A 23,028-nucleotide genomic window follows, 5' to 3' on the forward strand; every position below is an offset into this window, starting at 1 on the left:
AACACCCGATACTTGTTATGACTTATACGTTCAGGCCGTTTGTGGGCCAGGCGACTTAAGTAACTGGGTTGGTCCAAGAACAATAACAACACAAATTGCACCTCCGCAATGTGGTGGAATTTTTACTGACCCAGGTGGAGCTACAGCAAACTATGCCAATGGAACGGATTATACGATTACCATTTGCCCCACTATTACTGGGGAACAAGTAACGGTAACTTTTACTCAATTTAATACTGAAGCTAACTGGGATGGATTGTATGTTTTTGATGGGAACTCAATTACAGCTCAGCAATTAGCAAGCACCAATGGAGGAGGTAATGTGCCTGGAGGATTACCCGGCTCTTACTGGGGTAACTTAACAGGGGCTAATTTACCAGGTCCGTTTACCGCTTCAAGCGCCAATGGATGTTTAACGTTCCGTTTCCGAAGTGATGGTTCTGTAAATGCGCCAGGATGGATTGCGAATGTAACCTGTGCTCCTCCACCAACATGTCCAAAACCTTCTAATGTAATTGTAAGCAACGCTACCACTACAACAGCGCAAATTTCTTGGACTGAGATTGGAACAGCGACGCAATGGGAAGTATTGATTTTACCCGCGGGTTCACCGGTTCCTACCGCTGCATCTACAGGAATTGTTACAAGTTCCAACCCTTACAATGCTACAGGATTAAATCCTGCTACCCAATATGTAGTTTATGTTCGATCGTTATGTTCGCCTACAGATATAAGTTTGTGGTCTAATGTAAGAGCTTTCAATACGGTTATCGCTAATGATGAATGTATTAATGCAACCGTTACACCTGTAAATACTACCAATACATGTACTGTATTTTCAAGTGGAAGTTTGATTGGAGCTACTGCATCTGCACAGCCCAACACCTGTGGTGGTACTGATGACGATGATGTTTGGTTCAGCTTTACAGCGACTAGTACAACCCACACCATTAACTTAAATAACATTACTGGTGGAACTAATGATTTGTACCATGTATTGTATTCAGGTACTTGTGGAGCTTTGACTCAAATTTATTGTAGCGATCCTAATAACAGTACTGCTAATAACTTGACTCCAGGGCAAACCTATTATGTGCGTATTTACTCATGGACAGCGACACCTAATCAAACCTCTAGTTTCCAAGTATGTATAGGAACTCCAACCCCGCCGCCAAGCTGTATTACCAATACACCGGCAGGGAATACTTGTGCTGTGGCAACCCCAATTTGTAATTTAAATGGCTATTGTGGTAACACCTCTGCTACGTATACATCAGATTCATGGCCAGAATTAACTGCAGAATTCTGTGGTTCTTTAGAGAATAACTCTTTCTTATCGTTTGTAGCTTCAGAAACTACGATTTCATTTGATGTTTGGGTAACCAGTAGCGAAGACAACAGTGGTATTCAGATTATGGTATTCGGCGCCGCAAACTGTGGTTTCGGACCTGTTACCGAATATACTTGTTGGAGCCCTGGGGAGGTTCCTGCTGGATCAACAAATATTTCCGCAACAGGATTAACAGTTGGGCAAACCTACTATATTATGATTGATGGATTTGCTGGTGACGTTTGTGATTATGTCATCGCTTCAAATTCGGGGATTCAAGCTCCAGTTCAAATTACAACCTCAACCAATACCACAACACCAACCATCTGTTTGGGTCAAACCGCAACCTTGAATGCATCAGGTGGAAATGGCGTGTTTACATGGTCAACGCCTTCAGGAAGTTTAAGTTCAACTACGGGTTCTTCAGTCGTATTTACACCTCCTGGAATTGGAACATTTAATATTACAGCGACCTCAACAGCAGGAAACGTTAACTGTCCTCAATCGGCATCGAGTACGCAAACCATTACCGTTATTGATTACTTTGTGCCTAATTTCAACCCAATTGCCAATTTCTGCGCTGGAACAACGGCTCCAACATTGCCGACGACATCTACTAATAGTGTTACGGGAACTTGGTCACCCGCTACAGTTAGTAACCTAGAGGGAACAACAACCTATACCTTTACACCCGATGTAACGTTTTGTGCCAATCCAACAACACTGTCTATCACGGTAGATCCTTTAATCACACCAACGTTTGTGACTCCAGCGCCATTGTGTCTTGGTTCACCAGCTCCCGTATTACCAACTTCGTCAGGAAATGGAATCACTGGAACTTGGAATCCAGCTACAGTTAGTAACACAGCCACAGGGACCTACGTATTTACACCTGATCCTGGGCAGTGTGCCTCTAATGTGACATTGACTGTTACGGTTTTACCAAGTTGTGATTTTGGTAGTTATGCCAACGCGGTTTGGTTGACCAATTGCGAAACATCTAATTTCTTTAATACGCAGGGAACAGGAACCAATATTATTGGTCCAACACAAAACGTTTTCCCAAATAGCGATTTAGGAACGTATGTTCAAAACTCAGGATCATTAAAATTACGTGGGGCTGAAGTAAAAACCTTCAAGTCAGCTACAGCCAATGTTTGTAGTGCACGTTTATTCTATCGAATTTATCCTGTAACAGGTATTCCGGGAACCTTTACTTCAATCGATTTACCATTCTTAGATGATTGTACTATTGACAGTGACTCCAATGGTTCGGTGGATACTTTCCCAACAGGAGGTCCTTGTAACATTCGCGACCAAAAATGGCAACGCGTATTGAGTGATGCCCAATCACCAATAGACCTTACAACCCTCCCTCCAGGGGATTACAAAGTTGAAGTGTATTATGAATTAACAGGAGATGTTAACTCACCATCACAATGTGATGATATACAATTGATTAATAATGGAGGAGCAAACTTCATTGCTAACTATACCATTCAATCACAACCCGTATATACGAGTACCAATCCAACTACTTGTGGGGGAAGTGATGGAACCATTACTATTTCAGGTTTGGCGCCCAATACATCGTACAATGTTGGCTATACCTTTACGTTACCTAATCCACCAACATCCTACACTTCTAATAATTCAGGGGTAATTGTAATTACAGGTTTAACAGCAGGTACTTATTCTAGTTTCGTGGTAAGTGTGAATGGATGTATTTTACCAAATGCTACTCCAATTGTATTGGTTAATCCTACTCCACCTACTGTAAGTTTGAGCAACGTAACGGTTTGTGCTTCAAGCCCAGCAACAGTTACCGCTATTCCTTCAGGAAACAGCACATATTCGTATATTTGGACTGTTCCCACAGGAGCTACTGACCCAGGTAATGTGAGTACATTTAATGCGACAATCTCGGGCACATATACCGTTACAATTACAGATACGGTAACCAATTGTGTGGGCAATACGGCGACAGCACAAGTAACTATCAATCCCGTTCAGACACCTTTGTTTGATCCTATTGCACCTTTGTGTTTGAATGCAACCGCTCCAGTATTACCAACGTCATCCACAAATGGAATAACCGGCACATGGAATCCAGCAACGATTGATACCAGTGTTGCAGGTCAGGTGGTTTATGAATTTACACCCGATGCAGGTCTATGTTTAGCGACTGTTTCAATTACTGTTGTTGTAAATAGTACGCCAACTCCAGTAGTTTCGATTACACAACAAGCAACGTGTGCAACCCCTACGGGAACCATTACGGTAACTTCCCCAGTTTCTAGTACAGGAACCGTTGCCAACGATTTGTTTATTTCAGAAGTAACCGATTCCAATGCGGGTTCATTATCGTATGTTGAGTTGTATAATGCGACAGCGAATACTATTAATCTAGGTACTTATGCTATAGGTGTTGCCAATAATGGAATTCTCTTTTATGGATTTGGAGAACTTTTGAATGATGTGAATTTAGCACCAGGCGCAACCTATGTTATTGCTTTAGGAAACGATAACTTCTGTCCCTCTACACCAGGCGCTGACGGTTCTTTAGCAGCTCAAACATTCGGTTCAGGTTCGATTAACTTTAGTAATAATGAACACGATCATATCGGACTTTTCAAATTTTCGGATGACCCTGAACCTGTTTTAGTTTTAGTGGATAGCTGGGGTGTTTTAGGTTCAGATAATTGGGCACCAACCTCAATTACGGGACCTCAAGGAGCCTCTTTCCGACGACTTAATAATGTTACATTACCAAGTACAACATACAATAACGCCGATTGGACTGTTGTTAATTTTGAAGGGAGCGGTCTAGCTAATTGTGATAACAACGATTACAGTGGTATCGGCAACTTTGCCCCAGCTACTCCTATTCAATACGAATATGCTGTGGATAATGGCACTTACCAAACCAACCCAGTCTTTACGGGCCTAACTCCAGGACAGCATACGGTAATTGTTCGCGATGTGGTTACGGGATGTGTTTCACAAGTCGTGACAATCACTATCAATACTCCAGAGTTGTTACCAGCAGTTACGGGAATTAGCTATACAAGTCCGGTTTGTGCCAATGCAGTGTCTACATTAACACCCAACACCTCAATTGCTGGATTTACAGCAGGAGGGCAGTATACTGCTGATTCACCGAATTTGAGTATTGACGCTACAACAGGTATAATCAACGTTGCAGCTTCTCAACCGGGAACGTATAATGTAACGTATACAATTACTCAAAATACTACTAACTGTCAAGAGGCAGGAAGTACTTCGGTACAAATCATCATCAATGCTCAGCCTACAGTAACCGTTTCAAGTGCTACAATCTGTGAAGGTCAAACCGCTACAGTTACGGCAACTCCAGGTGATTCTTCAACATACTCATATGCATGGACTGTACCTGCAGGGGTAACCGATCCTGGAAATGTGGCTTCCTTTACTACAACAGTTGCTGGAACATACAGTGTGATAATTACGAATACAAGTACAACTTGTACAAGCAATAGCGCAAGTGGAACAGTAACGGTTAATCCGCTACCTACAGTTACAGTAAATTCAGCTACCGTTTGTCAAGGTCAATCGGCGACCATTACTGCAACACCTGGCGATGGAAATACCTACAGCTACGCTTGGACTGTGCCGTCGGGAGTAACCAACCCCGGAAACGCAAGTAGCTTTACGGCAATAGTGGCAGGAACTTACTCCGTTGTGATTACCAACACTGCGACAGGTTGTTCTAGTTCATCTGCAACGGGAACGTTCACGGTTAATGCGTTACCAACTGTAACTGTAACAGGTGAAACTATCTGTTCAGGCGCAACAGCGGATGTTACAGCCACACCAGGTGCTGCAGGTTCTTACACTTATGTATGGACGGTTCCAACAGGTGCTACCAACCCTGGTAATGTAGCAAATTTCTCAACCGCTGTGGCTGGAACATATAGTGTAATTATTACCGATACTACTACAGGTTGTGCCAGTACTTCTGCGAGTGGAACGGTTGTATTTGTTCCTTCATTTAACTTTACTATTGATGCAGGATGTAATGGAAATGAATATGTCTTGGAAGTTCAAGCGATAAATAATACATTTGACATCGGTGGAGCTAGTTTCGACTGGGTATGGATTAATGGCAGCACTTCAACTCCTGTAGGAGCCAATCAACTTACCTTTAACGTAACCGATTATTTGAATTCAACAACTCAAGTAGAGGAATTACCGCTAACATTTGGAGTCACTGTAACCAATGCCGAAGGCTGTACACAATTCAATACCGTTGTGTTAACCTCAATTTATTGTGACATTCAAAAAGGTATTTCACCCAATGGTGACGGTTTAAATGATTTCTTTGACTTGGAACAAAAGAATGTGAAGCAGTTGAGCATCTATAATCGTTATGGAACCCAAGTATATACTCGTGCTAACTACACAAATCAATGGTATGGTCAATCAGATAATAATAACGAATTACCTGACGGAACCTACTATTATGTGATTGAGTTCAATAACGGTCAGTCAACCAAAACAGGATGGATTTACATCAACAGAGAAGTGAAATAACAAACAAATAATAAATGAAAAATTTCAAAACGATGAAAAAACTATATTTCCTAACCGCTTTTGCACTGCTTGCCGTTCTCGATGCTAGTGCGCAGCAAGACCCACATTACACTCAATATATGTACAATATGAGTGTAATCAACCCTGCTTACGCTGGATCCAAAGAGAACATGTCTGGAGGTTTATTGTACCGCAAGCAGTGGGTTGAAATTGAAGATGCACCTACCACGGGAACCTTCTTTTTACACAGTCCTGTTGGAAAAAATGTGGGGTTAGGTATTTCTGCAATTACCGATAAAATTGGTCCAGTAGAAGAAAATAATATCTACACCGATTTCTCTTATACCTTAAACTTAGGAGGTGAAAGCCGCTTGGCATTTGGACTTAAAGCAGGAGCCACTTTTCACAAAGTCGGTTTATTTAGCGAGGTGTATAATAACGTACCAGACCCAAATGACCCAGCGTTTAGAGAAAATACCAACAGTACTTATTTGAATTTAGGGACGGGTCTTTTCTATTATACCAACAAGTTTTATGTCGCTTTATCAGTACCAAACATGCTAAAATCAAAACACCTTGACTTTAATGGGCGACAGTTTGGTACCGAAACACAACACTACTTCTTAACGGGGGGGTATGTATTTGATTTATCTCCATCTGTTAAATTCAAACCTTTTGCCTTGGTGAAAACGGCTTTCCAAGCTCCCGTATCGTTTGATGTTTCTACAAACTTCTTGTTTAATGATAAATTCGAAATCGGAGCAACTTACCGAAGAGAAGATTCATTTGGCGCAATGGTAAACTATGCTATTACACCCAACTTACGCATCGGGTACGCTTACGATCACATCGTTTCGGATCTAAAAGTGACGACACCTGCTTCGCACGAGGTCATCTTGTTGTTTGACTTGAACTTCCCGAAAAAAGTTTCTCAGTCTCCTCGTTATTTCTAATCTTAAACCTAACTTTCAAAATGAAAAAACTATATATAGCTTTAAGTTTTGCGGCCATCAGCAGTTCTATTTGTGCTCAAAATAAAGACACTAAGACTGCAGATAAACTTTTCAATCGTTATGAATATGTAAAAGCTGCTGAAGAATATCAAAAATTGGTAGATAATGGGAAAGCAGATGGGTATGTTTACAAGCAATTGGCCGATACCTATTTCAACATGTTTAATTCAGCTGAAGCCACTAAGTGGTATGCTAAAGCCGTTGAAACAGATCAGGATGCAGAAACCTATTTCCGCTACGCACAAATGTTGAAAGCCAATGGCAAATATGAAGAATCCAACAAGCAGATGAGCAATTTTGCAGCCAAAGCACCCAATGATCAACGTGCTAAAGCTTTTAAAGAAAATCCAAACTATGTTCCTCGTATTTTAAGCAAACGTGTAGAATATACTGTTGATAATACTACATTGAGTTCAGATAAATCGGAGTTCGGAGCTGTTTTATTTAACAATGAAGTTTATTTTACCAGCGCCCGAAACGGTGCCCGTAAAAATTACGGTTGGAACGATGAACCGTATCTTGATGTTTATAAATCCGTACGAAATGATAACGGAACTTTAGCCGAGCCAACATTAGTTACAGAAGTTAATTCAAAATTCCATGATGGTCCTGTAACAATCACAGCCGATGGAAATACAATGTACTTTTCTTCCGATAGTTTCCGTGAAAAATCATTCCAAAAGGACAAAACCAATAAACTGAAATTAGGTAGAAACAATTTATATGTTACCACAAAATCAGGCGATACATGGGGTAATATTAAATCGTTATCATTCAATACTAGTGAGTTCTCAACCAGCAACCCAAGTGTTTCACGAGATGGTAAAACATTGTATTTTTCTTCTGATATGCCGGGAAGTATTGGTGGTGTAGATATCTGGAAAGTTGCTGTTAATGCTGATGGAACCTATGGAAACCCTGAGAATTTAGGATCAAAAGTAAACACTGAGGGCAACGAAAGTTTCCCCTACATTTCCGATGATAATTCTACATTGTATTTCGCTTCAAGCGGACGTCAAGGATTGGGTGGTTATGATGTGTATATGATTGACCTTGCCAAAGGAGGTGAGGCTGTTAACATGGGTAAACCAATCAACACAGAAAAAGACGATTTTGCCTTTACTTTTAACAAAGACAAAAACATTGGATACCTATCGAGTAACCGTAATGGGAATGATGATATTTTCAGTGCAACCCCAATCTGTGGTGTTGATGTACTAGTATTGGTTTCTAATGCTAAAACTGGAGAAGTTCTTTCCAACGCCAAAGTTTCAATCTTGGACGATAAAAACAATGTCATTGCGACTGAAAATTCTAACGATAAAGGAGAAGTTTCCTATCGTGTAGAATGTAATAAAGCGTATACTATTCAAGCATCAAAAGACGGATTTGAAGGCAATGCATTTCCAGTTGCTAAAAGCAAAGGACCCAAGGTCGATGTAAAAGCACCGTTGAACCCAATCGAAGTGATTGTAACCGAAACCGAAGTGGTTTTGAATCCGATCTTCTTCGAGTTTGACAAGAGCAATATCACGCAACAAGGCGCATTCGAATTGGATAAACTTGTTCAAGTCATGAAAAACAACCCCAACATGGTTATTTTCGCGAAATCACATACCGACCGTCGCGGAGGCGATAAATACAACATGAACTTGTCTGAACGTCGTGCACAGGCTACCGTACAGTACATCATTTCTAAAGGTATTGACGCCGCTCGTATTTCAGGTAAAGGTATGGGTGAAACCGAACCCAAAGTGGCTTGTACTTCATGTACTGAAGCGGAACACGCACAAAACCGTCGTTCTGAATTCTTAATCGTTAAGAAATAATCCCCAACGATAAATATCAAAAAAGACAGCTCGAAAGGCTGTCTTTTTTGATTTTAACAACAATTAATTGGCGTTCCTATTAAGATTGCGTTTTAGTAAAAAATAGCGCTTAAAACGCTTTATTTTCGCGCAAGGGGAAAAGTTAAACCCACCTCCCTTCTTTTAAGGCGCCAACTGGAAACTTTAAACCTAACACGTGGCTTTAGCCGACTGATGTAGCGAAGCGAAATAAACCTACTTCACTACCACACCACGCTGCCACAAAATCGGCACTTCTTCGGTCGCCCGTTCATTGATCGTATTCTTGCGGAAAATAAACTTTTTATCATACAACGTATTCCCAATAAAATACGTCACCATAAACTCATTGTTCAAAGCCAGCACTCGCGGTTCAATCATTTCGATCTTCACCGCCGAAACCGAAGGAACTTTGACATACGCATGCCGCAACAACGACGTTTTTTTCATCTCCCCATCGAGGGTGCCAAAAGCCTTCGAAACTACCATAACACTCTCCAAATCATGGTCGGAATCGTTGATCAAAAAAACATACCATACCTTATCCATAAAGTCGTCATTCCACTCCTGAACGGCCGCCATAAATACATTTTCAACTTTCGGAATTACAATATCTGCCTTCATTTCAATCTCGCGTTTATCTCTAAGTGTTACCCACAAAAAAACCGCATTTCTCTCGAGCTGCGGCTTACTATTTTAAATACTCGTTTTGAATTGCTCCAAAAAGCGCACATCGTTTTCATAAAACATCCGAATATCGCCAATCTGATACAACAACATCGCAATGCGCTCTATCCCCATACCAAAAGCAAATCCATTGTATTCCTCCGAATTAATCCCGCAGTTCTTCAACACATTCGGGTCGACCATCCCACAACCCATAATTTCCAACCATCCGGTTCCTTTCGTAATACGGTAATCGGTCTCTGTTTTTAATCCCCAATAAATATCGACTTCAGCACTGGGCTCCGTAAAGGGGAAGTACGATGGGCGTAAACGTATTTTCGACTTGCCAAACATCTCTTTGGTGAAGTATAAAAGCGTTTGCTTCAAATCGGCAAACGATACATCTTTATCAATATACAAGCCCTCTACCTGGTGAAAAATACAATGCGAACGCGACGATACCGCTTCATTGCGAAACACACGCCCCGGTGAAATAGTCCGAATAGGAGGCTTGTGACTTTCCATGTACCGCACCTGCACCGACGACGTATGCGTACGCAACAATACATCGGGATTCGTTTGTATAAAAAACGTATCTTGCATGTCCCGCGCCGGATGGTATTCGGGCAAATTCAACGCCGTAAAATTATGCCAATCGTCTTCGATTTCAGGACCTTCCGAAACATTAAATCCAATCGTCGAAAAAATATCAATAATCTGATTTTTTACCAACGAAATCGGATGACGCGCACCCACCGCAAAAGGCATTCCCGGACGTGTTAAATCGCCATATTTCCCCTCACTGTCCGCACCGCTTTCCAACGATTCCTGCAAACTACGTACCTTTTCTTCGGCCACCGCTTTCAACGTATTGATCACCTGCCCAAACTCTTTTTTCTGATCGTTCGGAATGTTTTTGAACTCGTTAAAAAGCGCTTTCAACAACCCTTTACTCCCCAAATACTTAATTCGGAACGCTTCCAACGCCTCTTTATTCTTGTCGTTGAACGCTTTAGCTTCTTCAATATGTTGTTTAATTGTATCAATCATGGTCCTGTAATTCTGCTGCAAAAATAGGATTTTCCGCCCAATTGGGGACACGAATCCGCTTTTCGTTTTTAATTTTTTGGAGCAACAACCCCCTATTTTTTCACAACCTCCCTCCGGTGTTCCGCTTTAGTCCCTCGTTCCTCGGGCGCTGCCGCTTCACCCCGGGCTAGCAATAAAGGAGCACATTTCAAAACGCGATTTTTAATGTCGCCTCTACGTAATCAATCCGTTTTCCAAAAAATAACCCACAATCGCTTCTTTCATTAACAGCGTTTGCTCCCCAGCTTTCAACGCAGGTAAGGCATCTTTGGCTTTGAAATGCGGCCAACCGTCACGGTCAACGTAATCAAATTCGTAGTAGCCATAAGGCACCAACAAGCGACAAATGGCAATATGCATCAAATTGACTTTGTCGTCTTTTTGAAATTTTTGGTGTACTTTACCCAATTCTTGAATTCCAATAAGGTAAATGATGCCATCCAAATCCAAAGGCTCTCCATCGGTAAAACGATCAGATAACAATTGAATGACGGCCTCCCAACGGCGTTTTAAGGGTTCGTCTCTAGACAAGGTAGAATAGGTATAAAGAATAGTAATTTTTTAATCGTGCAAAAATACAACATTACCAGCGATTAGGGGTTCAATTCGCGAATCATTGTGCGTTGTACCCATCCCGAGCTCGCATCCGAAAGCCGAACATTCGCCCATTGCGCTGTTTTGGAAAGTACCCAAACCTTGGCTCCCTCGCGTAATTTTACTTTCTGTTCACTGCCCATCCGGGGTTCGCTCCAAACCGCTGTACGGTCTTGAAAAACAATAGCACTGCGGTCGGAATACACTTCATTTTTTTGAAAAAAACCGGCAAAAAGACTTCCCAAAAGCAACAATAGCGAGAGCGACATGCCCGTAAAATAACGTCGTTTTTGAACAGGCGAACGTGAAACATAATAGCCTGCAAAACAACCAAAAACCACCAACGCCCATCCAATGGCTACCATTCCCCATTGATCATACGACAGTACCGTAGTGGCTTGGTGTAGCATTTTTTCAAAACCTACTTGCGGTAGTTGTGGCAGCGTGTCTTTACAGCGTTCTTCTGCATAGCCCAAATTGATTTCAATCGCTTTATCGGTAGGATCCAACAATCGCGCTTTTTCTAAATGATAGATCGCTGGAGCAATTTGCTTGCGTTGGTAATAACTGTTACCTAAATTAAAATGTAAGGCCGCACCTGTTTTTCCGGCCGCCAATTCTTTTTCATAATACGAAATCGCCTCAGCATACTTTCCTTTGCTGTAAGCCGCATTGCCCGCGTCAAATTCAGCTTGCGCTCGACCCACAAGGCAACTCAAAAGCAGCCCCAAAAAAGCAAGGTTTAACTTCATGACAATTGTTTTTCAAGTTCGGTAATCAATCGTATCGCGGTGTCGTAATCGTTTTGTATTGCCGTAGCCGATGAAGGTGCAAAGCGCGCCATTTCACAACTTTCTAAGAGTTGAATAAATTCAGTTACCGTAGGAGACGCAGCATTTCGTTGTAACAACAATTCCCGTATGGTTTCTTTTTGCATTTCAGTGGTTTCCAATAATAATTTGACCTTTAAAAAGTTGTGCAACGCCCGTTCCAACGCATCATAAAATGGTCCTTTCGATTGTAAGTAGGTCCCCGCCTCCGAAAGATAACGTTTTACCAACACCTTTTTCATTCGTATCAATTTACCTACGGTATCCGCTTCTGCGGCGGCTTTTCGTCGGCGTACCAAAACCAACAAAGGAATCGCCATAAAAGGCATGAGTAACAAACAGTAAAACAGCGGTGAACCCAAGAAATCTGGACGAACTTCTGATACGAGTTGGCCCATTTTTGGCGTATTCACAAAGGCATCGCGAACGCTTTTTTGGCGCGCGTTACTAGCATAGCCGCCTGCGGGTAATCCAGGACCGTCGGTTACCTTTATAGTCAGTGGGGGACTCGTGAGCGTGCGGTATTGTTTACTGCGCAAATCGAAATAGCTAAATCGGAGGTCTTTTAACACATACGTTCCTTTCGCTTGAGGCACTACTGTGTAGCGGTCAGCAATCGAACCCGTCATTCCTGAAAGCGGTGTTGTCACGTTCTCCAAATGCTCGGGGTCGTAAACTTCCAAATTTTCGGATAATTCTAGACGCGGAATTTGAAATAGCTTCAGGTTTCCTTGACCTGAAACTTTCAAGGTCAGATCGAGTGATTCACCAAATTTTAAAGTCGTTTTGGAGGGAACAACGGTAAAGCTAAAGTCACCCACGGCCCCGCTAAACTTCTCAGGCTTGTTGGTTTCAGGCAACGCTTTTACGGTAATCGTCTTTCCCGAGGAGGTCAATCGACGGCTGTCATCCATCGTGATGATTTCACCAAAAATCGTTATACGTCCCGTGGGAACCCGGCAATCAACCTCCAAAATGTACGGGTCGATTTCGAGACTCCCCGATTTCTGCGGATACAAAACGGCTTTTTTGAGTACCACCGAAAGACAGCGCTTCCCTTTGTAAACCGTTTGTTCAGGTTCAAAATTATCTGTCTCTATTTCTTGACTCCAAAAATCATTAAAGCGCGGTTTTTGGATATCTCGGGCATCATTAATATCGGTGTTATAGCTAAAGTACAACTTTTGTACTACCGTGATGGGTTCGTTGACATAAGGGTTGCTATTCGACACTTCGGTCACCAAATACATCGAAGAGCTTCGAGCCACAGGTGCCGTATTGGGGTCGTTGGAAGGGTCAACGGCAGGTGTTACCGTAACTTTGACCGAATTACTGCGGTAAATGCGGTTGTTGAACTCGATAGCCGCGGGCTTGATCGTGAATGTCCCTTTCTTTTCTGCAATTAAAAAATAGGTGTAGGTTTTATGAAACATGCCTTTTCCGTTCACCCATATTTCACGAATGTTTTGTGAGGGTCCAGAAAAAACCGAAAAGCCACTTTCTTCAAAGTCGGGCGCTTCAAAGTTATCGCCATCAACATTCATCGTAAACTCCACCCGAAACCGTTCGTTAACGGCCACAGTGGCCTTACTCACGTCGGCTTCAAATTTAACTTGGGCCGATACCGTGAGGGAAATCCATAATACTACTAAGGTTACAATTCGTTTCATCGTTCAATGACAAAAGATTACCAATCTTTCTCGGGTTTTCCGGGAGCCGTTTGGGCACTTTTCTCTTTGCGCTTTAATTGGACTTTTTTCTCTTCATTATTGACTGCGTCCAATAAGTTGTCAATACGTTGTTTGTTATTCCCCGAAGGACGCGGTTGCGGATCGGGTTCTTGATTTTGCCCGCTTTTGTTTTCGGGTTTATCTTCTTGACTTTTATTTTTTTGATTTCCTTGGGAATCGTCGGGACGTTGGTTTTTTTCTTTCTGTTTGCTCTTGTCGTCCTTCTTTTTGCCACCATCTTCCGGCGGTGGATTCTCTTTGTTCATTTTTTTTGCCAACGCATAGTTATAGCGCGTTTCTTCATCCCGCGGATTGTTGCGTAAGGCGTCTTTATAAGCGCGTTCGGCCAAATCGTATTTTTTCTCCAGCATCAAAGCATTGCCCAAATTATGGAATGCTTTGTGTTTTTCAGCTTTAGTTTTAGCTTTCTCAGCGGCTTGTAAAAACTTGAATTTTGCTTCACCGCCTTGGTTTTGTTTATAAATCGAAGTGCCTAAATTATACGAAGCTGCTGCTTTATTGGGTTGTTTCGCTACCGATTCACGGTAAATTGCTTCTGCATCGGCGTACTTTTTTTCCGAAAAAGCAGCATTTCCTTTGGGCAATTGCGTATCGGCCTCCTGTCCCCACGAGACAAAGGTCACCCATACCAAAAGCCCACACCAAAAGCCGTTATTTCGTTTCATTTTTTTCATTAAATAAATTTAATTTACGCAACCAGGCTGTTCGACGCTCCCGAATCAAAAGATCCAAAAATAAGGCAACAAACGCAAATCCCAAAAACCATTGAAATTGCGATTGATAATCGGCAAGTAATGATTCTCCAAATTCGGTTTTCTCTGAATTGTCGAGTTGTTTTTTCACAAAATCAACCGCTGTTTTGGTGGTATTCCCATCAACGTAGCCTCCGTTTCCTATTTGGGCGACCTCTTCCAATATTTTTGAATTTCGTTGGGTACGTACCACTTCATTATTGGAATCGCGAAGGTATTGCACACTTCCATTTTCCATTAATTTAATCGGTCCCCCTTGTTCGGTGCCAATACCTACGGTTACGATGCGCATTTTTACATCTTTGGCGATTTCGGCTGCTGCGACTGCATTATTGCTGTGGTCTTCCCCATCAGAGAGGATAACCAGAATTTTACTGGTTTTGTCTTTTTCGTTAAAATACCGCGTCGCTGCGAGTTGAATGGCCAAGTCTATAGAGGTTCCCTGTGCCGAAATCATCTCGGGACTCATACTTTGCAGAAACATTTTGGCCACCCCATAATCAGAAGTCATTGGCAGTACAGGAAACGCACTTCCCGAGTAGGCAATGAGTCCAATACGGTCACCCGACAAGCGATTGATAAGTTGAGAAACAATTTGTTTACTTTTTTCCAAACGGTTGGGCGCGACATCATTGGCGAGCATACTTTTGGAAACGTCAATCGCAAAGACCAAATCGACACCACGCGTTTTCACTTTTTCGGTCGTCGTTCCAATCTTCGGATTGACCAAAGCAATGATGACCAATACGATGCCAAACAAGCTCAATCCAAACTTCAAAGCGGGCTTGAAAGTGGAGCGGTCAGGACTCAAATAACTGATTTTGTCGGATAGGCCAAATTCTTGTTGTTTTCGCCGTCTCCAATACCGATTGTATACCCAAAGTCCCAGAAACGCTGGAACGAGCACCAAAGCATAGAAATATAGTTTCTTTTCTAATTCGTACATAAGCTATATAAACGAGCGATAAAGCGTTTGACGCAAACCTACTTCCAACACTAAGAGCACTAAAGCAAGGAGTGCGAAGGGGCGAAATTGTTCCTCATAATCATAATACCGTAATTCTTCAATTTCGCTAGTTTCCATCTGATTGATTTCATCATAAATGGCTTCCAAACGGCTATTACTGGTGGCTCGGAAATACTTTCCACCTGTTTTTTTGGCGATGGACTTCATCAGTTTTTCATCAATTTCCACCTTCATATTTCGATAGACCAAAGTTCCATCAGGGGTATAGCCCACCGGGAAGGGCGCCATGCCGTTGGACCCCAATCCGATGGTATACACTTTGATTCCGTATTCTTTAGCCAAATCGGCCGCAGTTTCGGGTTCGATAAACCCCGCATTATTGATACCGTCGGTCAAGAGAATGATCACCCGACTCTTGGCTTTGCTTTCCTTCAATCGGTTGACCGCAGTAGCGAGTCCCATACCAATTCCGGTTCCATCATCAACGGTTGGGTCGTAATTCAGATCTTGCAACATCTGTTTTACAATGGATTTGTCGGTGGTTACGGGCACTTTTGTATAGGCTTCCCCAGCATAGACCACAATGCCAATGCGATCGTTGGGACGATCATCGACAAAACGGTCAGCTACTTTTTTCAAGGCCTCCATACGATTGGGTTCCAAGTCTTTGGCCAACATACTACTCGATAAATCCACCGCCATAACGATGTCAATACCTCGTGTCGTTTTGGTTTGGTTACTCACATCAACGGTTCTAGGACGTGCCAATCCAATAATAATCAAGGCTAAAGCGACCAATCGAAACACTATCAGGTAGGGTTTGAGTAAGACTTTCCAATTGACCAATCCTTCCAAACCTGAAACAGCGGGTAAGGTCAACGTTACCGATTGTTGTTTTCGCAAACGGTAAAGCCATACTCCTGCGATCGGCAATAACGCCAAGAGCAACAAAAACTCAGGATGTAAAAAGCTCACTTTATCCATTGAAATTAAATAATTGTAATTTTATGGAACCTTGAATGCGTTCTAAAATTTTCTTCCCAAACGGATCGTCTTCTCGGTAACTTACGGCCACTTGTTGCAATCCACCATTTTGGTTAAACAGCAAAATTTCATAATACCGTCGATGTTGTTCGCCATCTTGATCTTCCACCGTCATGGTACCATAGGCGCGAATGCCTTTGACCCCTTCTGCAATTTCAAACGTTCCGTCATTTTTATACAAAATATTGCGCGCTCCTTGATTTTCCCAACTTTTGGTGATTCCTTCCAACACTTTGTCGTAGTCAATTTGCGTCGTTTCTTTGTCGTAATACGGATTTTTCTCTTGTTTGTAATAATTCGTTCCAACCAATACAAACAAGGGTTCCTGTAACGAGCCTTGCGAGAAGGTGCGCATTTCCTTGACGACGGCATAGGTGTTTTTCGCCCATTTTTCCGAGTCTATGCGGGTAAGTACTTTAGGGGTTTCGAGTTCCACATTGGGGTCACCGTAGGCACTTGTAATCCATTCGCCTTCATACATTTCTTTCGTGGGATTGCCCAAAATGGCATCTTTTATAATATCAATCCCAAAATAAGCGATCGACCCACCTATGAGAATCCCAACGGTTGCAACACTAGCAATAGCGATACGAAGTTGTTTTTGTTTACGGGCTTTCGCTTCTTGTTTTTGACGTGCCAATTCGCGTTGTTGGGCATTCCAAGCTTCTAGTTCATCGGTTACTTCTTCAATTTCGGGAATTGCTTTATTGATGGTAATTATCGTAGTTGCAATGCGATTTTTATCCGATTCAATCGCTTGAATGTCGGGACGAACTTTGGCAAATTTCACCAAATCTGCTTGGCGCAACACCTGTTCAAGCGTAGCAATAGTCTCGGTCGAAAGACGCAAATTCTTATTTTGACTCACGTGTTCCAAGATGGTAATAAGCTCAGAAGTTGTGCGTTCCATAGCAGGAATTTCGATTTCTTCCTCGAGATAGGTTCGAACGATTTCGGTAAGTTCTGAGTAAAAATGCTTCACTTCCCCTTTTGAAACCCATTGCGCAGCATCCAAGGCCATGAGTTTCTGAGTAGCTTTTTCGATGGGTTTTACAAGAGGTTCGGGGGTAGCTGTTGGCGTTGTTATTTTTCGATTTTTTAGAATTCGATACAGGATAAAAACGACCACAAGCACGCCTACTATTCCCAAAACAATCCACCACCCTAGCCCATTGTTGGGCGAAGGTGCTGCCTCTATGGTTTTGATGTCGTACATTTTTTGTTTCAACGTGTCCACCAGAACAGGCACTACCTCGATGGTAATCGGTTGGGTGTAAACGTCTTTTTTTGCAATTTTCACCGCTAGTTTGGGAAGGATATATTGCCCAGAGTCAAATTGGGTTAGCCCATATTTTTTGACAAATTCCCAGCGGTCGGATTTTTTAACGGTATCAATAGGGTAGGATTCCAAAACTTCCAAGGGGCCAAATTGTTGTCCTTTCGGAAATTGTACCCGTGTATTGGGAGCTACTTGCGTTCGTAGCGTAAGCAGAAATTCCGATCCAATTTTTTTGCGCACCGAGTCCATGGAAGCTTCCACGCGTTGCGCACAAACCGGTTCCAACAACCCTAGGGTCAAAAGGCATCCAACAATCCACTTTTTCATTACGCTCGGGCTTTAAAATAACTTAATAATCGGGTTACATAGCTTTCATCCACACGGGATTGAACGGTACCCGCGCCACAACGGGAAAACAACTCTTTAAAGCGCGCCACTTTTTCGCGATACAAAGCGGCATAACGTTGCCGAACAATCGCTGTTCCGGTATCGATGATTGCGATTTGCCCTGTTTCGGCATCGAGGGTTTCTACAATACCTAGATTGGGAAGTTCGGCCTCCCGCGGATCATAAATTCGAAAACCCGTTACATCGTGCTTTTTACTGGCAATTTTCAACGGTTTTTCATAATCATCGGGGCACAAGAAGTCAGAAATCACAAAGACAATCGCTTTTTTCTTTTGGGTAGCCGACAAAAATTGCAAGGCTTGTCCCAAATGTGTGCGTTTGCTTTGCGGTTTAAATTCGATAAGTTCGCGTATAATCCGTAAAACGTGTGATTTACCTTTTTTGGGTGGGATATACAATTCGATTTGATCGGTAAACAAAATCAACCCAATTTTATCGTTGTTTTGTGTAGCAGAAAAGGCCAACGTTGCGGCAATTTCAGTGATGATTTCACGTTTTAAATACTGTTGACTTCCAAAGTTTTCCGAACCCGAAACATCCACCATAAGCATCATCGTCAATTCCCGTTCCTCTTCAAAAACTTTGACATAGGGTTCGTTGTATCGTGCGGTTACATTCCAATCAATAGCCCGAACATCATCGCCAAATTGATATTGACGCACTTCTGAAAAGGTCATACCGCGCCCTTTAAACGACGTGTGGTATTCTCCCGAGAACACATGGTCGCTCAGACGACGGGTTTTGATTTCGATTTTTCTAACCTTTTTTAAAATTTCTTTGGTATCCATGGATTTGGAGTCGTAAGTCAATGAAGTCGTAAGTCAATCGTTAATAATTATTAAACTGCAAACTGTCACTGCAAACTGTCAACTGATTTAGGGCACTTCGATTTGATTGACAATTTTGTTGATGATGTCGACCGAAGTGATGTTTTCGGCTTCGGCTTCATAGGTTACGCCCACGCGGTGACGAAGGACATCATGCACAACCGAGCGCACATCTTCAGGGATGACATACCCCCGACGTTTGATAAACGCATAACATTTGGCTGCTGTAGCCAAATTAATACTTCCCCGAGGGGAGGCTCCAAAGCTAATGAGAGGTTTAAGACTTTCTAAGCCGTATTTTTCAGGATATCGGGTGGCAAAGATGAGGTCTAAGATATATTTTTCAATTTTTTCATCCATATACACTTCCCGAACGGCTTCTTGAGCGCGCAGAATTTGTTCCACCGAAACTACGGGACGAACGGTTTCATACGATCCTTTTAAATTTTGACGGATAACCAATCGTTCTTCATCGATTTTGGGGTAGTCAATAACCGTTTTTAACATAAAACGGTCCACTTGCGCTTCGGGGAGTGGGTACGTACCTTCTTGTTCAATAGGGTTTTGCGTGGCCAAGACCAAGAAAGGTTTGTCTAGTGGGAACGTGGTTTCGCCAATAGTCACTTGTTTTTCCTGCATGGCTTCAAGCAAGGCCGATTGGACTTTGGCTGGCGCACGGTTAATCTCGTCGGCGAGGACGAAATTGGCAAATATGGGTCCTTTTTTGATCGAAAATTCGTTCTGCTTGATGTTGTAAATCATGGTGCCTACCACATCTGCTGGGAGCAAATCGGGGGTGAATTGAATTCGGCTAAACGATCCTTGAACAGCTTTTGATAAGGTGTTGATGGCGAGGGTTTTAGCCAAACCAGGCACCCCTTCTAATAAGATATGCCCTTGTCCCAACAGACCAATCAATAAGCGCTCGACCATCGTCTTTTGACCTACAATTACTTTGTTCATTTCCATGGTCAGCAAGTCGATGAAGGCACTTTCCCGCTCAATTTTTTCATTAATTGCCCGGATATCCAAAGCCGTTGAATTTTCTTCCATAAATGCTATTTTTTTGCGAATATAACCTTTAAATTTTAACAATTCAAAATTGGAGATTTAATCCCCAAACCGATGTTAATGATGCGTTAAATGTTCCTTATTTTCCATAGTATTAAGCTAGAATTATGATTTCATTTTACTATTTTTAAACTTTTAAGAAGCTATGAAAAAAACAGTGCTTTCTCCTGTGATTGCAGGAACGATGAATTGGGGGGTGTGGGATAAAAAACTCAACACGGCAGAAATGGCGCATTTAATTCGCGTCTGTGTTGACAATCAAATCACCACCTTTGACCATGCAGACATTTATGGAGGTTATACCACCGAGGCTGAATTTGGCCAAGCGTTTACGCAAAGTGGTTTATCACGCGATCGCATGCAACTGATTTCCAAATGTGGGATACAACATACCCAAGGGCGACCCAATACGCTCAAACATTATGATTATTCAAAGGACTATATACTTTGGAGTGTCGATAATTCGCTTAAAAACCTGCAGACCGATTACTTAGATGTGTTATTGTTGCATCGCCCTAGTCCTTTGATGCAGCCCGATGAAATTGCCGAAGCGGTCGAAATCCTTCGTGCTCAGGGTAAAATTCGCGATTTTGGGGTTTCCAATTTTACACCCTCCCAAACTGAGTTAATTCGCCAACGGACCGAAGTACATTACAATCAAATTCAATTTTCGGCGACCCATTTCCAGCCTATGTTGGACGGAAGTTTAGATTATATGCAATTGCATCAAATCACGCCCATGTCATGGAATCCTTTGGGAACGGTTTTTCGGGAGGACATTGAGCAGACCCGTCGGTTGAAAAAACTTTTGGTCCAAAAGGTGGAACACTATGGCGTAGGATCGGACACCCTACTTTTGGCTTGGGTACTGAAGCATCCGGCAGGGGTTATTCCAGTGGCTGGTACAGTTAATATTGCACGGATTCAACAACTGATGAAAGCGGTGGAGTTACCGTTGACCGATTTGGATTGGTTTGCTATCTGGACGGAAAGTATGGGGAATCGGGTGCCGTAGTCAGTATTCAGTATTCAGTAATCAGTAGTTTGGGTTAATGATTAACAAACGTCTTTTGGTACGGAATTTACTCGCTCACAATGATGAGAGCAGTTTCTATGACAAAAAGCGGCAACTGAATTTGCATACCAAAGAAGGGAAAGCTAAGTTTTTGAAGCACATTTGCGCCTTATCCAATTCCAATCCTTCCAACAATTCGTATATCGTGGTTGGGGTTGAAGATGAGTCCAATGAAATTGTAGGCGATGATTTTTTTGACGACAGTCATATTCAAAATTTAGTCAACGCTTTTTTAGAAAATCCACCTAAAATTCAATACGAAAACGTTCCTTTTCCCAATTTACCCAAAGATCGCGTAGTCGGTTTGGTAACCATCCGGCCCAAATCTAAACCTTCCTTTTTTAAAAAAGGAATCCACACTATTCCTGCCCAAGCCGCATTTGTTCGCATTGGCAGTAATTCGGTCCCCACAGAAGATAAAATTCCGTATACGAAGTTAAACGTAGAGACCGTGTTGCGTATTGAAAATAATTCGCGCAACAGCATAGCGCATACCTTAGACAGCGTCATTGATTTTGTCAACAACCGTCATCGGGATATGCCTTCTCAGTATCGGGTGTTTCGCGAACTTTTTGTGATTTGTTGGTCGGGTGTGCCCAAAAAAATCCGCAACACGCACTTTCTATCACGGGTAGATATCGAGTTGGTCAACGAGCAAATTAAACTCTTTTATTCGGCGCAAGATGTAGTGACCATCACCTATGACGAAAGCTCATTTACCATTACCGAATATGTGCCGTTGGGGTTGAATGACCAAACGAGTTATTATCCTTTGGAGGCTCAAAAGTTGACATTTTTTGACAATGGATATTATAAAATTGAAACCACCATGCTTTTTGAACCACCGCAATACAACCGTAAAATGTTGTACCACATTTACAATGCGGGATTGGCACTGTTGGATAAAATGCAAAAAGGATTGGCGCTTTCTGAAAGAGAACACCATGATTTGGAACAGCTACCGTACACGCTGATGTTGTGTTATCTCAACGGATTTGAGGAGGCCAAGCCTAAACTGATTGAAGCGAAACCCTTGTTTAAGCAAACCCATCGGTCTGAGGTGTATACTAACTTCAAGGAAGCGATGCGGGTGTTGCGGAAAGTGAAATATAACAAAGATTCATGAGAAGAACATTAGTTATCGGAGACATACACGGCGGTTTGCGCGCCCTTCATCAAGTAATGGAACGCGCATCAGTGGACGCCCGTGACACCTTGATTTTTTTGGGCGATTATGTCGACGGTTGGAGTCAGTCGCCCGAAGTATTGGATTATTTGATCGAACTTCAACACCGTCATCACTGTATTTTTATTCGGGGCAACCATGATGAATTGGTGTTGAATTGGCTCGAACAACGAAATGAAAACATCGATGAACGTCAATGGTACAAAAACGGCGGTGAGGCTACTGTTTTAGCTTATCAAAAGGTGAGTGAAGCGCAAAAAAAAGACCATATTACTTTCCTGAAAGCCCTAAAAAATTACCATTTAGACGACCACAATCGATTGTTTGTTCATGCGGGATTCACCAATATGAACGGGATTACCTACGAATACTACCCTCGAATGCTCTATTGGGACCGTACGTTATGGGAAACAGCCTTGGCTTTGCCCGATGCGCTACCTACCGATAGCCTATTTTATCCAAGGCGATTCACACTCTACACCGAAATATATATAGGCCATACCCCCGTCACCAAAATAGGACAAACGGTTCCTGTGCACAAAGCAGGCGTTTGGAATGTCGATACGGGAGCGGCCTTCACAGGGCCACTAACTCTCCTTGATGTCGATAGCAAAGTATTTTGGCAAAGCGAACCCCTGCCGCAGTTGTATCCTAACGAAAAAGGAAGAAATTAATTCGATTTTCCGCGTGGGAGTCAGGAATTTCTATCTTTGTTCCATCAAAACGC

General features: G+C 42.4%; 17 protein-coding genes. 6 read left to right on the top strand and 11 right to left on the bottom strand.

What is annotated here, in order from left to right:
* The 3 genes from ABWO12_RS03860 to ABWO12_RS03870 form a co-directional block, all read left to right on the top strand.
* The coding region (locus ABWO12_RS03860) for a T9SS type B sorting domain-containing protein (protein ID WP_353087389.1) at positions 1 to 5,902 on the top strand (5,902 nt) is incomplete at its 5' end.
* A gap of 32 nt (positions 5,903 to 5,934) precedes the next feature.
* Complete coding sequence (locus tag ABWO12_RS03865) at positions 5,935 to 6,855, top strand: PorP/SprF family type IX secretion system membrane protein (protein WP_073362047.1); 921 nt, start codon at positions 5,935 to 5,937, stop codon at positions 6,853 to 6,855.
* A gap of 20 nt (positions 6,856 to 6,875) precedes the next feature.
* Positions 6,876 to 8,744 carry an OmpA family protein gene (locus ABWO12_RS03870; protein ID WP_353087391.1) on the top strand — a complete coding sequence of 623 codons (1,869 nt, stop codon included), beginning with the start codon at positions 6,876 to 6,878 and terminating at the stop codon, positions 8,742 to 8,744.
* A gap of 234 nt (positions 8,745 to 8,978) precedes the next feature.
* Here the strand turns inward: ABWO12_RS03870 and ABWO12_RS03875 are convergent, their stop codons facing one another.
* The 11 genes from ABWO12_RS03875 to ABWO12_RS03925 all read right to left on the bottom strand — a co-directional run bounded on the left by ABWO12_RS03875 (position 8,979) and on the right by ABWO12_RS03925 (position 20,022).
* Entirely contained in the window at positions 8,979 to 9,386 is a 408-nt protein-coding gene (locus tag ABWO12_RS03875; protein WP_353087393.1) for a hypothetical protein, read from the bottom strand.
* Positions 9,387 to 9,458: 72 nt separating this feature from the next.
* On the bottom strand, positions 9,459 to 10,478 hold the full coding sequence (gene pheS / locus ABWO12_RS03880) for a phenylalanine--tRNA ligase subunit alpha (RefSeq protein WP_353087395.1): 1,020 nt from the start codon (positions 10,476 to 10,478) through the stop codon (positions 9,459 to 9,461).
* Between the two features lie 213 nt (positions 10,479 to 10,691).
* Positions 10,692 to 11,048, bottom strand: coding sequence for a hypothetical protein (locus tag ABWO12_RS03885; protein WP_353087397.1), 357 nt, complete (start codon positions 11,046 to 11,048; stop codon positions 10,692 to 10,694).
* Between the two features lie 62 nt (positions 11,049 to 11,110).
* Positions 11,111 to 11,863 carry a tetratricopeptide repeat protein gene (locus ABWO12_RS03890; protein ID WP_353087398.1) on the bottom strand — a complete coding sequence of 251 codons (753 nt, stop codon included), beginning with the start codon at positions 11,861 to 11,863 and terminating at the stop codon, positions 11,111 to 11,113.
* Positions 11,860 to 13,611 (bottom strand): BatD family protein, encoded by a 1,752-nt coding sequence (locus ABWO12_RS03895; RefSeq protein ID WP_353087399.1) that lies wholly within the window; start codon positions 13,609 to 13,611, stop codon positions 11,860 to 11,862. Before ABWO12_RS03895 ends, ABWO12_RS03890 begins: the two co-directional genes overlap by 4 nt.
* Before the next feature lie 17 nt (positions 13,612 to 13,628).
* The gene (locus ABWO12_RS03900) at positions 13,629 to 14,357 is read right to left on the bottom strand and encodes a tetratricopeptide repeat protein (RefSeq protein WP_353087401.1); all 729 of its coding nucleotides are present in this window, start codon (positions 14,355 to 14,357) and stop codon (positions 13,629 to 13,631) included.
* Positions 14,344 to 15,390: a VWA domain-containing protein gene (locus ABWO12_RS03905; protein WP_353087402.1), complete on the bottom strand. Its 1,047-nt coding sequence runs from the start codon at positions 15,388 to 15,390 to the stop codon at positions 14,344 to 14,346. Before ABWO12_RS03905 ends, ABWO12_RS03900 begins: the two co-directional genes overlap by 14 nt.
* Before the next feature lie 3 nt (positions 15,391 to 15,393).
* Complete coding sequence (locus ABWO12_RS03910; protein WP_353087404.1) at positions 15,394 to 16,395, bottom strand: vWA domain-containing protein; 1,002 nt, start codon at positions 16,393 to 16,395, stop codon at positions 15,394 to 15,396.
* The gene (locus ABWO12_RS03915; RefSeq protein ID WP_353087406.1) at positions 16,388 to 18,061 is read right to left on the bottom strand and encodes a hypothetical protein; all 1,674 of its coding nucleotides are present in this window, start codon (positions 18,059 to 18,061) and stop codon (positions 16,388 to 16,390) included. Before ABWO12_RS03915 ends, ABWO12_RS03910 begins: the two co-directional genes overlap by 8 nt.
* Positions 18,061 to 18,930, bottom strand: a complete 870-nt coding sequence (locus tag ABWO12_RS03920) for a DUF58 domain-containing protein (protein WP_353087408.1) — start codon at positions 18,928 to 18,930, stop codon at positions 18,061 to 18,063. Before ABWO12_RS03920 ends, ABWO12_RS03915 begins: the two co-directional genes overlap by 1 nt.
* A gap of 87 nt (positions 18,931 to 19,017) precedes the next feature.
* The gene (locus ABWO12_RS03925) at positions 19,018 to 20,022 is read right to left on the bottom strand and encodes an AAA family ATPase (protein WP_353087409.1); all 1,005 of its coding nucleotides are present in this window, start codon (positions 20,020 to 20,022) and stop codon (positions 19,018 to 19,020) included.
* A gap of 163 nt (positions 20,023 to 20,185) precedes the next feature.
* On the opposite strand from ABWO12_RS03925, the gene ABWO12_RS03930 reads away from it, so the two are divergent.
* Genes ABWO12_RS03930 through ABWO12_RS03940 form a run of 3 tightly spaced genes read left to right on the top strand, consistent with a single transcriptional unit; the run spans position 20,186 to position 22,975 of the window.
* Positions 20,186 to 21,055 (top strand): aldo/keto reductase, encoded by an 870-nt coding sequence (locus ABWO12_RS03930; protein ID WP_353087411.1) that lies wholly within the window; start codon positions 20,186 to 20,188, stop codon positions 21,053 to 21,055.
* A 37-nt stretch (positions 21,056 to 21,092) separates the two neighbouring features.
* Complete coding sequence (locus ABWO12_RS03935; protein WP_353087413.1) at positions 21,093 to 22,241, top strand: ATP-binding protein; 1,149 nt, start codon at positions 21,093 to 21,095, stop codon at positions 22,239 to 22,241.
* Positions 22,238 to 22,975 (top strand): metallophosphoesterase family protein, encoded by a 738-nt coding sequence (locus ABWO12_RS03940; protein WP_353087415.1) that lies wholly within the window; start codon positions 22,238 to 22,240, stop codon positions 22,973 to 22,975. Before ABWO12_RS03935 ends, ABWO12_RS03940 begins: the two co-directional genes overlap by 4 nt.
* Positions 22,976 to 23,028: the final 53 nt, after the last annotated feature.

The organism is Flavobacterium sp., assembly GCF_040379285.1.
Taxonomy (GTDB): Bacteria; Bacteroidota; Bacteroidia; order Flavobacteriales; family Flavobacteriaceae; genus Flavobacterium.